Source organism: Rhizorhabdus antheiae (genome assembly GCF_049889055.1).
Classification (GTDB): domain Bacteria; phylum Pseudomonadota; class Alphaproteobacteria; order Sphingomonadales; family Sphingomonadaceae; genus Rhizorhabdus.
Map to the genome: position 1 here is coordinate 462,937 of NZ_JBLTWO010000001.1, position 14,981 is coordinate 477,917.

General features: G+C 66.9%; 12 protein-coding genes. 5 read left to right on the forward strand and 7 right to left on the reverse strand.

The window, feature by feature from the left end; genetic code table 11:
- Nucleotides 1–8: 8 nt before the first annotated feature.
- Nucleotides 9–1,157 carry an LLM class flavin-dependent oxidoreductase gene (locus tag ACNI3R_RS02120; protein WP_426179517.1) on the reverse strand — a complete coding sequence of 383 codons (1,149 nt, stop codon included), beginning with the start codon at nt 1,155–1,157 and terminating at the stop codon, nt 9–11.
- Nucleotides 1,158–1,322: 165 nt separating this feature from the next.
- On the opposite strand from ACNI3R_RS02120, the gene ACNI3R_RS02125 reads away from it, so the two are divergent.
- A complete protein-coding gene (locus tag ACNI3R_RS02125) occupies nt 1,323–2,204 on the forward strand; it encodes a VOC family protein (RefSeq protein WP_426179518.1) in 882 nt (293 codons plus the stop codon).
- Nucleotides 2,205–2,225: 21 nt separating this feature from the next.
- Here ACNI3R_RS02125 and ACNI3R_RS02130 read toward each other — a convergent pair whose 3' ends face one another.
- Entirely contained in the window at nt 2,226–4,013 is a 1,788-nt protein-coding gene (locus ACNI3R_RS02130) for an ABC-F family ATP-binding cassette domain-containing protein (protein ID WP_426179519.1), read from the reverse strand.
- Nucleotides 4,014–4,102: 89 nt separating this feature from the next.
- On the opposite strand from ACNI3R_RS02130, the gene ACNI3R_RS02135 reads away from it, so the two are divergent.
- Genes ACNI3R_RS02135 through ACNI3R_RS02145 form a run of 3 tightly spaced genes read left to right on the forward strand, consistent with a single transcriptional unit; the run spans nt 4,103 to nt 6,530 of the window.
- Nucleotides 4,103–4,411 (forward strand): PepSY domain-containing protein, encoded by a 309-nt coding sequence (locus tag ACNI3R_RS02135; RefSeq protein ID WP_296623835.1) that lies wholly within the window; start codon nt 4,103–4,105, stop codon nt 4,409–4,411.
- 36 nt (nt 4,412–4,447) lie between these two features.
- Nucleotides 4,448–5,110 carry a response regulator transcription factor gene (locus tag ACNI3R_RS02140; protein ID WP_165323976.1) on the forward strand — a complete coding sequence of 221 codons (663 nt, stop codon included), beginning with the start codon at nt 4,448–4,450 and terminating at the stop codon, nt 5,108–5,110.
- Nucleotides 5,111–5,114: 4 nt separating this feature from the next.
- The gene (locus tag ACNI3R_RS02145) at nt 5,115–6,530 is read left to right on the forward strand and encodes an ATP-binding protein (RefSeq protein WP_426180244.1); all 1,416 of its coding nucleotides are present in this window, start codon (nt 5,115–5,117) and stop codon (nt 6,528–6,530) included.
- 7 nt (nt 6,531–6,537) lie between these two features.
- Here ACNI3R_RS02145 and ACNI3R_RS02150 read toward each other — a convergent pair whose 3' ends face one another.
- From ACNI3R_RS02150 to ACNI3R_RS02165, 4 genes are read right to left on the reverse strand one after another with little or no spacing between them, the layout of a single operon-like run.
- The gene (locus ACNI3R_RS02150; protein ID WP_426179520.1) at nt 6,538–7,362 is read right to left on the reverse strand and encodes an ATP-binding protein; all 825 of its coding nucleotides are present in this window, start codon (nt 7,360–7,362) and stop codon (nt 6,538–6,540) included.
- A 50-nt stretch (nt 7,363–7,412) separates the two neighbouring features.
- Complete coding sequence (gene prsR / locus ACNI3R_RS02155) at nt 7,413–8,768, reverse strand: PEP-CTERM-box response regulator transcription factor (protein WP_426179522.1); 1,356 nt, start codon at nt 8,766–8,768, stop codon at nt 7,413–7,415.
- The gene (prsK, locus tag ACNI3R_RS02160) at nt 8,765–10,915 is read right to left on the reverse strand and encodes an XrtA/PEP-CTERM system histidine kinase PrsK (RefSeq protein WP_426179524.1); all 2,151 of its coding nucleotides are present in this window, start codon (nt 10,913–10,915) and stop codon (nt 8,765–8,767) included. Before prsK ends, prsR begins: the two co-directional genes overlap by 4 nt.
- A gap of 3 nt (nt 10,916–10,918) precedes the next feature.
- Nucleotides 10,919–12,307: a TIGR03013 family XrtA/PEP-CTERM system glycosyltransferase gene (locus ACNI3R_RS02165; RefSeq protein ID WP_426179525.1), complete on the reverse strand. Its 1,389-nt coding sequence runs from the start codon at nt 12,305–12,307 to the stop codon at nt 10,919–10,921.
- Between the two features lie 95 nt (nt 12,308–12,402).
- On the opposite strand from ACNI3R_RS02165, the gene ACNI3R_RS02170 reads away from it, so the two are divergent.
- Nucleotides 12,403–13,488 (forward strand): mannose-1-phosphate guanylyltransferase/mannose-6-phosphate isomerase, encoded by a 1,086-nt coding sequence (locus tag ACNI3R_RS02170; RefSeq protein ID WP_426180246.1) that lies wholly within the window; start codon nt 12,403–12,405, stop codon nt 13,486–13,488.
- On the opposite strand, the gene ACNI3R_RS02175 is transcribed toward ACNI3R_RS02170, so the two are convergent.
- A complete protein-coding gene (locus tag ACNI3R_RS02175; protein ID WP_426179526.1) occupies nt 13,489–14,877 on the reverse strand; it encodes a helix-turn-helix domain-containing protein in 1,389 nt (462 codons plus the stop codon).
- Nucleotides 14,878–14,981: the final 104 nt, after the last annotated feature.

The following is a 14,981-nucleotide window of genomic DNA, read 5'->3' on the forward strand; positions in this document are numbered from 1 at the left end:
GGGCCCGGTCACTCCGCTGCGATCGCGGTCTTCTGCTGGTCGCGGAAGTGGGGGATGACCTTGGTGCCGATGTTGCGGATCGTCTGGAGGATCGATTCGTGCGGGATCGTCCCCATCTGGAACAGGAACAGCACCTCGTCGGCGCCCGCCTCCTGCAGCCGCGTCACATAGCGGATGCAGTCGTCGGCATTGCCATAGGCGTCCTGCGCGACCGAATAGTTGCTGGTGTGCTCGTCGCCGATCTCGATCTTCTCTTCGGACAGATAGGTGACGATCGCTTCCTTGCCCTTGCTCAGCGCAGCTTCCTGCTCCTCGGCTGACAGGTCGTCGATCGAAGGCTTGGGGCCACCCTGATACCAGTGGGCGATCGCCTCGGCGAAGAAGCGCTGACCGCGCAGGCCGATGCGACGGGCCTCCTCGCGGTCGTCGAGCACGCAGGCGGCACAGAAGGCGGCGAGATGCTCGGTCGGCACGACGCCGACCTGGTCCTCGACCTTCCGGTTGCGGAAATTCTCGCGATAGACCGCATTTTTGCGGGCGATTTCCTCGGGGCCGGAGAAGCCCAGAACAAGCGCGCCGATGCCGCGACGGCCGGCCAGCTCCAGCGTAGCCTCGCGCGTGCAGGCATAATAGAGCGGCGGATGCGGCTTCTGCAGCGGCTTCGGGTGGATCGGACGGCGCGGAATCTGGATGTACTGGCCATCATGCTCGATCTCGTCCTGCGTCATGATCTTCGGGATCAGATACATCGACTCGTCGATCATCGGCTGCAGCTGGGTCAGGTCATAGCCGAAGGTGCCGGCTTCCTGCTGGGTACCGCCCTTGCCCATGCCGAAATGGACGCGGCCGCCCGACAGGATGTCCAGCGTCGCGATCCGCTCCGCCACCTTCACCGGGTGGTTCATCGCGGGCGGCAGGCAGACGACGCCATGGCCGATGCCGATGCGCGAAGTCTTGCCGGCAAGATAGGCCAGCATCGTCTCGGGCGCGGACATATGGGCATATTGGGTGAGCGCCGTGTGCTCGACGCACCAGACCGTGTCGAAGTCCATCTGCTCGGCGAGCAACACCTGCTCGACGATCTCGTTGAAGCAGCGCACCTCCGATTCGGGTGAGGGGTCCGCCATCTGCGCTTCGTAGATGATCGAGAATTTCATGATGTCCGCTCTCCTTAAACCTGGCCGGTCTTCGTATCGCCGGCTGCATCCGGGTGAGAGACTATGTGGCGCGGAAATGCGCGGCATCGTCCAATCGGACTATGCGGCCCAAGCTCCCATGCGGCACGTTTGCGCCAACGACATAACCCATGAGGAGGGGACGATATGGTCAGGCTGTCGCATCGCGGAATCTGCATCAGCGACATGGAGGCCTCCGAGCGCTTCTATCGGGAGGGCCTGGGGTTCGAGGACCATCAGGACTATGGGATCATCGAGGGTCCCGACATGGACAAGACCATGGAGCTTCCCGGCGTCCGCCTGCGGGCAAAGATGCTCCGCCACCCCGATGGCCCGGTCATCGAACTGCTGCACTTCCTCGCACCCGAGGCATCCGGCCCGCGCGAGCGCCGGTCGACGCTCGACTATGGCCTTGTCCACCTGTCCTTCTATGTCGACGACATCGACGCGGCGGCGGCGCGGATCGCGGCGGCGGGCGGCCACGTCCATGAAAGCACCCGCGCGCATTATGCCGAGAACGATACGACGATGCTCTACTGCACCGACCCCGACGGGGTGCGGATCGAGCTGATGAAGGCGCCCGGCGTCGCCGCGCGCTTCTCGCACAGCGGGATCTGCGTCGACGATGTCGATGTGTCGCTGGCCTATTATCGCACCCTGGGCTTCGAGCGGGCCGAGGATTATGTTCTCGACCAGGGCCTCGACTGGCTCGGCGTGATCAACGAGGTGCCCGGCATCAAGCTGCGCGCCCAGATGATCCGCGACGCCGAGGGCAATACGCTCGAACTGCTCAAGGTGTTCGAGCCCGGCAGCAAGGGGCAGCGGACGCGCCGTCCGCTCAACCGCTTCGGCCTGACCCACATCGCCTTCTGGGACGACGAGCCCGAGAAGACGGCGGCCGAGCTCACCGCGCGCGGCGGCCATTTCGTCGAGGCGGCGCATGTCCGCACCCCGGTGATCGAGCTGATGCACGGCGCCGACCCGGACGGCGTCCGCATCGAGCTGATGCGACCGCTCGTTACGGCCTGAGCCGAAGATGGCTGCTGGGCATCAGCCCAGCTGCTCGGCCATTTCCGCCAGTTCGAGCCAGCGCAGCTCGGCCTCTTCCTTCTTCAGGCGGGCGGCGTCGATCGCCCTGGTCAGCGCGTCGAAGCGGGCCGGGTTGCTGGCATAGAGATCGGGGTCGGCCAGCGCCGCCTCGTCGCGGGCGATCGCGGCTTCGAGCTTTTCGATCTCGCCCGGCAGCAGGTCCAGTTCGCGCTGGTCCTTGTAGCTGAGCTTGGTCTTGGCCTTGGTCGCGGCCGCGACCTGCGGAGCCGTCTTGGCCGCAGACGGACGGTTGCGCGCCGCCGCATCGGCCGCGCGCTGCTTCTCCCAATCCTCATAGCCACCCGCGACGATGTCGACCTTGCCGCTGCCGTCGAGGCCGAGCGTGACCGTCACCGTCCGGTCGAGAAAGTCGCGATCGTGGCTGACGATCAGGACGGTGCCCTCATAGTCGGCGATCACCTCCTGCAGCAGGTCGAGCGTCTCCAGGTCGAGGTCGTTGGTCGGCTCGTCGAGCACCAGCAGGTTGGACGGCCGGGCGAATTCGCGCGCCAGCAGGACGCGCGACCGCTCGCCGCCGGACAGCGTGCCCACCTTGGCGTCGGCCATCGACGGCTCGAACAGGAACTCCTTGAGATAGCCGTGGATATGCTTGCGGTTGCCCTGCACCTCGATCCAGTCGCCACCATCGGCGAGGACGTCGCGGACGCGCTTCTCGGGCGCCATCAGCTTGCGCTGCTGGTCGATGACGATGCCGTCGAGCGTCTTCGACAGCTTCACCCGGCCGCTGTCGGGCGCCAGTTCGCCGGTCAGCAGCTTCAGCAGGGTCGACTTGCCCGCGCCGTTCGCGCCGACGACACCGATGCGGTCGCCGCGCGTGATGCGGAAAGTCAGGTCGCGGATGATGGTCCGGTCGCCGAAGGCCTTGGTGACATGCTCGGCATCGATCACGACCTTGGTCTTGACGTCGTCGGCGCCGATCGAAAGCTTGGCGGTGCCTTGCGGCCCCATCATCGCCTTGCGCGCCGCGCGCATCTCGATCAGCTTGGCGAGGCGGCCCTGATTGCGCTTGCGCCGCGCGGTGACGCCGCGGTGGAGCCAATGTTCTTCCAGCTTCAGCCGCGCGTCGAGCCGCTCGGCATTGCGCGCCTCGTCCTCATAGACCTTTTCGGTCCAGGCTTCGAAGCCGCCGAAGCCGACTTCGTTGCGCCGGATGGAACCGCGATCGAGCCACAGCGTCTGCTTGGTGAGGCGGGTCAGGAAGGTGCGGTCATGGCTGATCACGACGAACGCGCCGCCGAAGCGGCCGAGCCAGGATTCGAGCCATTCGATCGCGGCGAGGTCGAGATGGTTGGTCGGCTCGTCGAGCAGCAGCACCTCGGGCTCCTGCGCCAGCGCGCGGGCGATGGCGGCACGGCGACGCTCGCCGCCGCTGGCGGTGGCCGCCTCCCGGTCGAGATCAATCCCGATCTGGCTGGCGATCGCCTCGACGACATGGGCCGGCGGCGCATCGGCGCCCGCCAGCGCGAAATCGCGCAGGGTCGCATGGCCCGCCATCGACGGCTCCTGCTCGAGCATGATGACGCGCGTGCCGGGCACGATCGTGCGCAGCCCCTCGTCGGAATCGATCTTTCCGGCGAGCAGCTTGAGCAGGGTCGTCTTGCCCGCGCCGTTGCGCCCGATCAGGGCCAGGCGGTCGCGCGGCGCGATATTGATGTCGAGGCCCCGGAACAGCCAACCGCTGCCCTGCACGACGCCGAGATTCTGATAGGATAGGATGGGAGCGGACATGTGTCTTACTGATGCAACAGGTCTGGGCTTTCTGCCGAAGCACGAACATTCATGCCCTATTCAAGCCCATGACCCTATGCCTATACCCCATGTCAATGCGTAACCCCGTTGCCGCCCTTTCGCTGGCGTTGCTTTTCGTTGCCGCGTCGCCCGCTTCGGCGGACCGGAATCGCGTGCCCGAACAGGATGCGCTGCGCGCCGGGGTGCAGTCGGGCGAATATCTTCCCTATTCCGAAATGCGTGCCCGGGCCCAGGGTCGGGTCGAAGGGCGCATGATCGGTTCGGAATTCGATCCGGGAACCGGACGCTACCGTTTCAAGTTTCAGCGAGGCGGTTCGGTGATATGGATGGACATGGACGGCCGCACCGGTCGCGAACTGGGTCGCGTCGGCCAATGAACTCGACCCCGGACGGGGTTCTGAAAAGGGGAATCAATGCGCGTCCTTATCGTCGAGGATGAACCGAATCTGGGCCGCCAGCTGCGCGCCACGCTCGAAGGCGCCGGCTATGCCATCGACCTCGCCACCGATGGCGAGGACGGGCATTTCCTGGGATCCACCGAAAGCTATGACGCGATCATCCTCGATCTCGGCCTGCCCGAAGTCGACGGGCTGACCGTGCTCGATCGCTGGCGCCGCGAGGGCCGCGACGTGCCCGTTCTGGTGCTCACGGCGCGCGACAGCTGGTCCGACAAGGTCGCAGGGCTCGACGCGGGCGCCGACGATTATCTGACTAAGCCCTTCCAGACCGAAGAGCTGATCGCTCGCCTGCGCGCGCTGATCCGCCGTGCGTCGGGCAATGCTTCGTCCGAACTGACGGCGGGCGACGTCCGCCTCGACACGCGCAGCGGCAAGGTGACGCTGGCCGGCGAGCCGGTGAAGCTGACCGCGCAGGAATATAAGCTGCTCAGTTACCTGCTCCACCACAAGGGCAAGGTCGTCAGCCGCACCGAGCTGATCGAGCATATTTACGATCAGGATTTCGACCGCGACTCGAACACGATCGAGGTCTTCGTCACGCGTATCCGCAAGAAGCTGGGCCAGGACGTGATCACGACCATCCGCGGCCTCGGCTATTCGCTGGATGATCCCGCTTAAGGCGATGCCGGCCGCTTTGAAGGGCTGGTTCTCGCGGGAGGCCGGCCCACGGCGCCATTCGACCGGCTCCCTCACCCGCCGCATGATCTCGATCGCGGCGTTGTGGATCATCGTCCTGCTCGTTGGCGGCGGCTTTGCGCTCGACCGCGTGCTGAGCGAGGCGATCACACGCAATTTCGACGGGCAGCTCGAATATGTGCTGAACGCGATGATCGGTTCGGCCGAAATCGGCCCGGACGGCGAAGTCCGCTTCAACCGGCCGCTCGGCGACCAGCGGTTCCTGGAACCCTATTCGGGGCTCTACTGGCAGGTCTCCGGGCCCGGCCATGAGCCCTTCCGATCGCGCTCGCTGTGGGACCGGGCGCTGCGCCAGGATGCCAAGCATCATGGCCGCGCGCTCCATGTCGACAATAGCGACGAGTTCGACGGCGAACCGTTGCGCGTGCTCGACCGCGAAATCCGCCTGCCCGGCTCCGACACCGAATGGCGCTTCGAGGTCGCCGCCAGCCGCGCCGCGCTCGACGACCAGATCGCGGTGCTGCGACGGACGCTGGTCCGCTCCTTCGCGATATTGGGCCTCGGCCTGATCATCCTCGCCGCGCTGCAGGCGACCTATGGCCTGTGGCCGCTGCGCAGCCTGCGCCGGGCGGTCGCCTCGGTGAGTTCGGGGATCAGCTCGCGGATCGAGGCACGCTTTCCGAATGAGGTCCAGCCGCTCGTCGACGAACTCAACGAACTGCTCGCGCATAATGAGCGCCAGGCCGAGGAGGCGCGGCGCCACGCCGGCAACCTCGCCCATGCGCTCAAGACCCCGCTGACCGTCCTGATGAACGAGGCTACCGCCAACACGCCCGAGCTGGCGGAGACGGTCGTGCGCTCGACCACGATGATGCGGCGGCAGGTCGACCACCATCTCGCCCGCGCCCGCGCTGTCGGACGCCGCGCCAACGCCCAGGCCCGCGCCGAGGTGTGGCCTTCGCTCAAGGCGGTCGAACGCGCGGTCAACCGCATGCACCGCCACGTCACCGTCGATCTGGCCGGCGACAAGGACGCGATCGTCCATGTCGAACGTCAGGATCTGGACGAGATCCTCGGCAATCTGATCGAGAATGCCGCGAAATATGGTCAGGGCCGGGTGTTCGTCACGGTCGGCCGCGTGGTTCGGGACTTGCCGGGCAACCGCAAGGCCGAACAGATCGAGATAGTGATCGAGGATGACGGCCCCGGCATTCCGGAGGCCGAACGCGGCAAGCTGTTCGAGCGCGGCGCGCGGCTCGACACGGGCAAGCCCGGTACCGGTCTGGGTCTCGCGATCGTGCGCGACGTGATCGGCATCTATGGCGGATCAATCATGCTCGAGGAGAGCGAGGATCTGGGCGGTCTTCAGATCCGCGTGCGGCTGCCCGGCGGCGGAAGCTGATCGCGCGTCAGAGCGCCTTGCCGGCCCGCCCGGCCAGTTCGACCACATATTGCCAGGCGACCCGGCCCGAGCGGCTGCCCCGCTGGGTGGCCCAGGCGATCGCGTCGAGCGGTTCGAACTCCAGCCCGTAGCGGTCGGCATAGCCCTTCACCATCGCGACATAGGCATCCTGGTCGCAGACGTGGAAGCCCAGCGAGAGGCCGAAGCGATCGGCCAGCGCCAGCTTGTCGTCGACCACGTCGCGCGGGTTGATCGCGCTGTCCTGCTCCTTCAGATCGCGCGGTACGATGTGGCGACGATTGGCGGTGACGTACAACCGCGCATTGGCCGGGCGCGCCTCGGCCCCGCCCTCCAGCATCGACCGCAGGATACGCGGCCCCTGCCCGCCCGCTTCTTCGTCGAAGCCAAGATCGTCGATGAACAGCAGGAAGGCGCGCGGCACCTCGGCGATCAGCGCGAACAGGCGCGGCAGATCCTCGATCTTCTCGCCCGCGATCTCGATCAGCGCGATGTCCTGCCCCTCGCCGCGCAGATGCCCGACCGCCGCCTTGACCAGCGCCGACTTGCCCGCCCCGCGCGCGCCCCAGAGCAGCACGTCATGCGCCGCCGCGCCCTGGGCCAGCCGCCGCGCATTTTCCAGAAGAGCGGCCTTCTGCGCGTCGATGCCCGTCAGCAGGTCGAGCGGCAGAGGCGCAAAGGCCCGCGCCGCCGCCAGGCCGTGATCGCGCCAGACATAGGCCGCATGCGCCGCCGGATCGGCATGCGGCGCCGGCGGCGGCGCGAGACGTTCGAGAGCGTCGGCGATGCGGCGGAGCGTGTCGGGATCGGTCATGCCGGAGGCTTAAAGGCGAAGGGGACACGCTTCAACCAGTCGGCGCAGCTTTACGCCTCCATCCCATATTGCTTGAGCAGGTCGTACAGCGTCGGTCGGCTGATCCCCAGCATCTTGGCGGCGCTCGATATATTGCCCTCGCTGCGGGCCAACGCGCGGCTGATGGCGGTGCGGTCGGCGACCTCGCGGACGGCCTTCAGGTTCAGATAGCCGCCATCCTCGCGCTCGGGGGCGAGGTCGAGGTCGTCGGCGGTCACCAGCTTGCCGTCGGCCATGATCACCGCGCGCTTGAGCTTGTTCTCCAGCTCGCGGACATTGCCCGGCCAGCGCCAGCCGTCGATCGCGGCAAGCGCGTCGGGGGCGAAGCCCTTGACCGGCGAGCCCATCTCGCGCGCCAGCCGGCGGAGCAGCGCGCGGGCGATCAGCAGCGCGTCGCCGGGCCGTTCGGCCAATGTCGGAATGCGCACGACGATCTCGGCAAGGCGATAATAGAGGTCCTCGCGGAAACGGCCCTCGCCGATCATCGCTTCCAGATTCTGGTGGGTGGCGCAGACGATGCGGGTGTCGACCGCGATCGCCTTGCGGCTGCCAATCCGCTCGATCACCCGCTCCTGCAGGAAGCGCAGCAGCTTGACCTGGAGCGGCAGCGGAATGTCGCCGACCTCGTCGAGGAACAGCGTACCGCCCTGCGCGAGCTCGATCTTGCCCTCGGTCGTCTTGATCGCCCCGGTGAAGGCGCCTTTCTCATAGCCGAACAGCTCGGCCTCGAGCAGATTCTCAGGGATCGCGGCGCAGTTGATCGCGACGAAGGCCCCGGCGGCGCGCTTGCTCGCCCGGTGCAGCATCCGCGCCAGCACCTCCTTGCCGGTGCCGCTGGCGCCGAGCAGCATCACCGACACGTCGGTATTGGCGACGCGCTCGATTGTGCGGACGACCTTGAGCATCGCGGGGTCGTTGGTCAGCAGTCCGCTATCCTCGTCGACGCCCTGCTGCGCCTGGAGCCGCGCATTTTCGCGCTCCAGATCATGCAGCTGGAAGGCGCGGGCAACGATCAGGGCCAGTTCGTCGATCTCTACCGGCTTGTGGTAATAATCATAGGCGCCCGCCGCGATCGCCCGCAGCGCGCCTTCGCGCGCGCCATGGCCCGATGCGACGATGACCTTGGTATCGGGCTTGAGCGACAGGATCGCGTCGAGCGTCGCGAACCCCTCGCTAGTGCCGTCAGGATCGGGCGGCAGGCCCAGATCGAGGGTCACGACCGCCGGCTCGTAATGGCGCAAAGCGTCGATCGCGGCTGCCCGCGTCGTGGCGGACACCACCTCATAGTCCTCGAACGCCCATCGCAGCTGCTTCTGCAGCCCCTCGTCATCCTCGACGATCAGCAGGCGCTGGCGCGGACCGCTCATGCGCGCGCCCCCGCCCGATCGGCGGCCGGGCCGGTCAGCGGCACTTCGGGCAGCAATATGGCGAAGCGGCTTCCTTCTCCCTCGCGGCTGTACACGTCGATCCTTCCGCCCATCGACGCGACGATCTCGCGCGCCTCATAGGTGCCGATACCGAAACCGTCTTGCTTGGTCGACGAAAAGGGGTGGAAAAGGCGTGTGCGGATGAATTCGGGCGCCATCCCGCACCCCTTGTCGACGACCTCGACGACCGCCTGCCCGTCACGGCGCAGCAGGCGCACCTCGACCGGCCGTCCCGGCGGGCTCGCATCGATCGCATTCTGGACGAGATGGCCGAGCGCCTGGCCGAAACGGTCTGGATCGACCGAAGCCGCGACGTCGTCCTGGCTGACGATATGGACCCTGGCCGCGTCGACCCGGTCCCTGACCGTCTCCTCCACCAGCATGCGCAGCGCGTGCGGCGCCGGCTCGTCGGGACGGGCGCGGTGATGTTGTGAGAGACGGGCCAGCATGTCGTTCATCTTGTCGACCGAATTGCGCAGCGTGTCGATCATGTCCGCGCGGAATTCGGGCTTGTCGGCATGGCGCTCGGCGTTGCGGGCGAGCAGGCTGAGCTGGCTCACCAGATTCTTGATGTCGTGCATGATGAAGGCAAAGCGCCGGTTGAACTCGTCGAAACGCCGCGCGTCCGACAGCGCCTCCTGCCCGCGCGCTTCGGCCAGATAGCTGGCGACCTGCCGCCCGGCCACGCGCAGCAGATCATGGTCCTCCTCGTCGAGCAGGCGCGGTGCTGCGGGCCGTTCGAGCAGGACCGCGCCGACCAACCGGTCGAAATGGATCAGCGGCACCAGCACCCAGGCGGTCGCTTCGCTCTGCATCCAATTGGGAAGCGGCACCGCGCCGGGTTCCCCATCGGGCTCGCCGGCGAGCTCGACGATCTCCCCACGCTCGAGATGGCGCGTCAGATCGGTCGGCGCCGCGTTGACCGGTGCATCGAGGCCGGGCCAGTTCCACCGGGCGGAGGCCGTCAGCCCACCCTGCTCGGACGCAAGCAGCAACAGGCCGCCGGGCGCATCCAATATGTCGGCCACGGCCTTCACCGTGCGTTCGGCGAGCGCGGGGGCAGCCTCTCCGGGACGACCGAGCGTCTCGGTGAAGCGGCGCCATTCGACGCGATAGTCGTAGCGATGCTGGAACAGGCGGCGCGTCATCGCCTTCTTGAGGCGGCGGCGATAGCGGCTCGACGGGAAGAGCGACAGGGCAACGGCCAGCACGGCCGCCGCGATCGTCAGCTGCGGCAACCACCGAACCGCCGCCACGACCGCGAGCAAGCGCGCCACGAGCAGCATCAGCGCGAGATAGGCTCCGCTCAGCACCAGCGTAATCGTCTGGAAGCGCGCCCCGCGCGAGACGCGCACGCGGTCGAGCGTGGCGAAGCGCCCCGCCGTCACCAGCAGCGGCGCGATCATCATCAGGAGGATGCCGCGCAGCCCGAACAGCCACATCGGCCAGGCGCTCATCAAATAGGCAACGGTCGCCAGATTGAGGTCGAACGCCCAGAGCAGCGCGAGCGCAAGCATCGGCGAAGCGATGCGGATGCGCGCCTCGGGCGATGCCGCCGCGTAGAGATTGTGCAGCAGACACAGCCCGCCGATCGCGATGAAGGCACGGATCGACTGGTCGGTCAGGAACAGCCCGGTCTGGATGCGGGGGCTGCCGTCGAATGCCAGCGGCAACAGCTTCATGACCACGGTCGCCGCGATCAGCCCGCCGAGCAGCAGATAGATGGTCAGGATCAACGGCTGGCGATGCTCGCGCGAGACCGGCGGCTGGAGCGCGAAGAGAAAGGTGAGCCAGGCCGCATCGACCAGGCTCTTGACGACATTGGCCGAAATGCTCGCCGCCCCGTCCTTTGCCACGAGTACGCACCAGAGCGCCGTCAGCGCGCCTGCGACCGTGAGCATGACGCGCCGCGCACCACCGGTGCGAACGGTCGCCTGCCAGCAGACCAGCGCCGCGAACATGATCGCCGCCAGCGCATGGCTCCACTGGATCGTCCCGAAGACGAGCGGCTCGGACAGTCCGTTCGAATAGACGCTGGGCTGGACCGTCTGCTGGGCCAGCATGGCGGCTTCGAGCCCCCGCGCCATCGTCTAGCGCGCCCCCTCCGCCCAGAGCAGGACGCGCATCGTCTGAAGGATGATCAGCACGTCGAGAAAGGGGCTGTAATTCTTGGTGTAGTAGAGATCATATTCGAGCTTGTGGCGGGCATCGTCGAGGCTGGCGCCATAGGGATAGTTGATCTGCGCCCAACCGGTGATGCCCGGCTTCACCATATGCCGCTCGGCATAGAAGGGAATCTTCCGCTCCAGCTCCTCGACGAACTCGGGACGTTCGGGACGCGGGCCGACGAAGCTCATATGCCCCTTCAGCACGGTCCAGAGCTGAGGCAGTTCGTCGACGCGGATCAGGCGGATGATCCGCCCGATGCGAGTCACGCGGGGATCGCCCTTTTGCGCCCAGATCGCGTTGCCTCCGCTTTCGGCATCCTGCCGCATCGAACGCAGCTTCAGTATCTCGAAGGTTTCGCCATAGCGGCCGACGCGGATCTGCCGGTAGAAGGCGGGTCCGGGGCTGTCGATCTTGACGATGATCGCGGTGAGCAGAATCACGGGGGCGGTGATCAGCAGGATCAGCGCGCTGACGACGAGATCGAAGCCCCGCTTCAGTACCGCCGACAATTGACGACCCGAGGAAAAACCGTCGGAGAAGATCAGCGTCGAGGGGCGGACGGTATCGAGGTCGATACGGCCCGTCTCGCGCTCCAGAAAATCGGAAATGTCGATGATGTGGACGCCGGTCGTCTTCAGCCGCAGCAGCGCGTCGACCGGCACCGTGTTGCGCCGTTCGTCGAGCGCCAGCACCACTTCCTGTGCCTCAGCCCGGTCGACCAGCTGATGCAGGCTGGCGACGTCGGTTCGGATCACTGCGCCCGGCACCTGAGCGGGCGCGTCCTGCATGTCGACGCAGCCGACGATCCGGAAGCCCGAGCCGACGCGATGTTCGAGGTCGACGACCCGCTTCGCCCGGCGCCCAGCCCCGAGCAGCAGCACCCGCTTCTTGAACACGTCTCCGCTGACGAAGCCACCCAGCAGGACGCGGACCATCATCAGCAGCACGACGGCGAGCACCATCGAATAGAGCGAGTTGGACCGCCACAGGGTCAGTTCGGGCAGGATGAAGAACAGCACCGACATCAGGATGACGCCGAGCGAGATCGCGACGAGCAGGCGGGCCGCGGCGAAGCGCATGTTCTTGACGGACTCGGGCGAATAGCAGCCCACCCCGATCATCGACGCCTGAATGGCCAGCGCGAAGGTGATCAGCTGAGGAGCCCTGTCCCAAACCGGGCCGGGAATGCTGCCAATCTGCCGCAGGCGCAGCACCCAGCCGGCCTCCGCCACCAGCAACAGCACCGCAAGGTCGATCACGCACAGCAGAATGACCGGATAAGCGACATAATGCTTGAACAGCCTCACCATCGCCGATGCCATACCATCGGTTCAGCCCCCACCTTCATGAAACCCCCTTGCCGCCAGTCCGCTACCTGTCGGATAACGACATCTTCTTCTGGACCATGGAGCCCGTCATTTCCACCACCATAATCACCCCGGTCATCCTCTCGGGTGGATCGGGTACGCGGCTCTGGCCCCTCTCTCGGTCGCGCCGGCCCAAGCAATTGCTTCCGCTGACCGGTGAGCGGACGATGCTGCAGATGACGTCCGACCGCTGCCGCGAGGCTGCGCGCTTCGCCGCACCGATCATCGTCACCAACGCTCTGCACGCGACCGAGATCGCGCAGCAATTGGCCGAGGAAGCGCCTCGCGCGATCATATTGGAGCCCGCTGGCCGCAACACCGCGCCCGCCATCGCACTGGCAGCGATCGAGGTGGCGCCGGAGACCCCGCTGCTGGTCATGCCCAGCGATCATGTGATCGAGGACGTGCCCGCCTTCCATGCGGCGATAGCCGCCGCCCTGCCCCTGGTCGAGCAAGGCTGGCTCATCACCTTCGGCATCACGCCGGACAAGCCGGAGACCGGCTATGGCTATATCCGCCGGGGCGACGCGGTGGCGCCGGGGGTCCAGAAAGTAGACGCCTTCGTCGAGAAGCCTTCGATCGAACGGGCGACCGAATATCTGGCCGACGGCAACTACAGCTGGAATGGCGGCATCTTCCTGTTCCGGGCCGACGCCTATCTGGCGGCGCTCGAGCAATTCGAACCCGAGATGGTCACCGCCGTAAAGGCCTCGCTGAGCGATGCAGCCCGCGAAGGCCGGATGGTGATCCCGGCGGCCGATGCCTTCCTGTCGGCCAGATCGGAGTCGATCGACTATGCGGTGATGGAGAAGGCCGATCACGTGGCGGTGGTGCCGGTCGAGATGGGCTGGTCCGACGTCGGCAGCTGGGACGCGCTCCACACGCTCGGTGCCCGCGACGGATCGGGCAACGTCATCAAGGGCGACGTGCTCGCGATCGACACCGAAGGCTGTCTGCTGCGCAGCGAAGGCCCGGTGATCACGACCGCCGGCGTGCGCGACCTGATCGTGGTGGCGACCCGTGACGCGGTGATGATCCTGCCGCGCGGATCGAGCCAGGAGGTGAAGAAGATCGTGGAGGGGCTGAAGGCGACCGGCCACGCCACGCTCGACATTCCGTTCTGATCAGTCGCCCACGAACGAGAAAGGCGCCAGCCCCCTTTCGCGCTCGTTGATCGTCACCGCCCGTCCCGCTGGTGGCGCGGCGCGCTGGACGCAGTCGGGGCGCTGGCAGTGGGTGCAGCCCAGCCCGATCCGTTCTGCGGGCCCCGACAGGTCGACGCCCCGCGCGATGGCGAGCGACGCCGCATGTTCGGCCGCGACGCCGACCGCCACGACATGCTCGGCCGCAGGTACGCCCGCCGCACCGCCATGGTGGCGAACGCTGCGCGCGATCGTGAACCAGCGCGAGCCATCTTCGAGTTCGGCAAGCTGATGGAGCAGCCGCCCCGGCTGGCTGAAACTGTGGTGGATGATCCAGAGCGGGCAGCGATGCACCGCATAGACGAGCGCCGCGCCGCTGGCACCGGGATAGCCCTTGGACATCTGCCCGGCCCGGTCGATCCGCAACATGAAGAAGGGCAGCCCGCGCGCGCCGACCCGTTGCAGGGTCGTGAGCCGGTGGGCAACCTGCTCATAGCCGGCGCCGAAGCGCCGCTGGAGCAGCTGGATGTCATATCCGCTCGCCTCGCAGGCGCGCAGGAAGCGGCCATAGGGCATCATCAACGCCGCTGCGACATAAGAGGTCACATGCTGCCGGTAGAGCCGCTCGGCCGGGCGATCGCCGAACGCCGCGCCCGACACCAGCGCCTCGATCCCGGCCTTGGCTTCGATCTGGGCGAGCTGAAACGCCGCCTGAAAGGTTCGCGCCGCCGGATCGAGCAACTCGGACAGCTGCAGCTGCCGCGCGTGCAGGTCGAGCCGGCGCAACCGGTCGGGCATCACGTCGAACGGCAGGATCCGGATCGCCAACTGGTGGCGCACCCGCAACCTTTCGGCAATCGCGCCATAGAGATCACCCGCGCCAATGCGAAGCTCGTCGGCCAGCGCTTCCGCCTCGGCGTCGAGGTCGGCGAAATGGTTGCGCCAGCGCTCGATCTCCCGTCGGACCCGCGCGACCGGCGATGGGCCATCGGCCTCCACCACACCACCGCCCTCGCGCCAGCGGTCGAACAGCCGGGCGAAGGCCTCGGCGGCCCCCGGTGCATTGTCCATCCACGCCTCCAGCTCGGCGCGATCGACCGACAGGTCGGCGAACAGCGGATCGCCCAGCCGCCGACGCATCGCGGCAGCACCGCCACCGGGCTCCTCCTGGCTGAGGCTGCGCACATCGAAGTCGAACAGTTCGGCCAGCCGGAGGATGAGGCTCGCGGTCAACGGACGACGATTGCCTTCGATCAGGGCGAGATAGCTGTCGGAAATGCCGAGCATCTCGGCCATTACCTGCTGGGTCAGGTGCTGATCCCGGCGCAGCCGGCGCACGCGCGGTCCGGCGAATATCCCCTGTTTGGCCATGTCGTAGCATCCGTAAGATATTTACAAGATTACACAGCTCTTAACGCGTCACCGGACAAACGCACATGAAAATCGCGATGCCGGGGATAGCGGGCTGGCGCGAA

Excerpts from the sequence above, each read along its gene's own strand:
- ACNI3R_RS02150 (WP_426179520.1), bottom strand. The coding sequence starts at position 7,362 with ATGACCGATCCCGACACGCTCCGCCGCATCGCCGACGCTCTCGAACGT.
- prsK (WP_426179524.1), bottom strand. The coding sequence starts at position 10,915 with ATGGCGCGGGGGCTCGAAGCCGCCATGCTGGCCCAGCAGACGGTCCAG.
- ACNI3R_RS02140 (WP_165323976.1), top strand. The coding sequence starts at position 4,448 with ATGCGCGTCCTTATCGTCGAGGATGAACCGAATCTGGGCCGCCAGCTG.
- ACNI3R_RS02165 (WP_426179525.1), bottom strand. The coding sequence starts at position 12,307 with ATGGTGAGGCTGTTCAAGCATTATGTCGCTTATCCGGTCATTCTGCTG.
- prsR (WP_426179522.1), bottom strand. The coding sequence starts at position 8,768 with ATGAGCGGTCCGCGCCAGCGCCTGCTGATCGTCGAGGATGACGAGGGG.
- ACNI3R_RS02120 (WP_426179517.1), bottom strand. The coding sequence starts at position 1,157 with ATGAAATTCTCGATCATCTACGAAGCGCAGATGGCGGACCCCTCACCC.
- ACNI3R_RS02145 (WP_426180244.1), top strand. The coding sequence starts at position 5,115 with ATGCCGGCCGCTTTGAAGGGCTGGTTCTCGCGGGAGGCCGGCCCACGG.
- ACNI3R_RS02125 (WP_426179518.1), top strand. The coding sequence starts at position 1,323 with ATGGTCAGGCTGTCGCATCGCGGAATCTGCATCAGCGACATGGAGGCC.
- ACNI3R_RS02170 (WP_426180246.1), top strand. The coding sequence starts at position 12,403 with ATGGAGCCCGTCATTTCCACCACCATAATCACCCCGGTCATCCTCTCG.
- ACNI3R_RS02175 (WP_426179526.1), bottom strand. The coding sequence starts at position 14,877 with ATGGCCAAACAGGGGATATTCGCCGGACCGCGCGTGCGCCGGCTGCGC.
- ACNI3R_RS02135 (WP_296623835.1), top strand. The coding sequence starts at position 4,103 with ATGTCAATGCGTAACCCCGTTGCCGCCCTTTCGCTGGCGTTGCTTTTC.
- ACNI3R_RS02130 (WP_426179519.1), bottom strand. The coding sequence starts at position 4,013 with ATGTCCGCTCCCATCCTATCCTATCAGAATCTCGGCGTCGTGCAGGGC.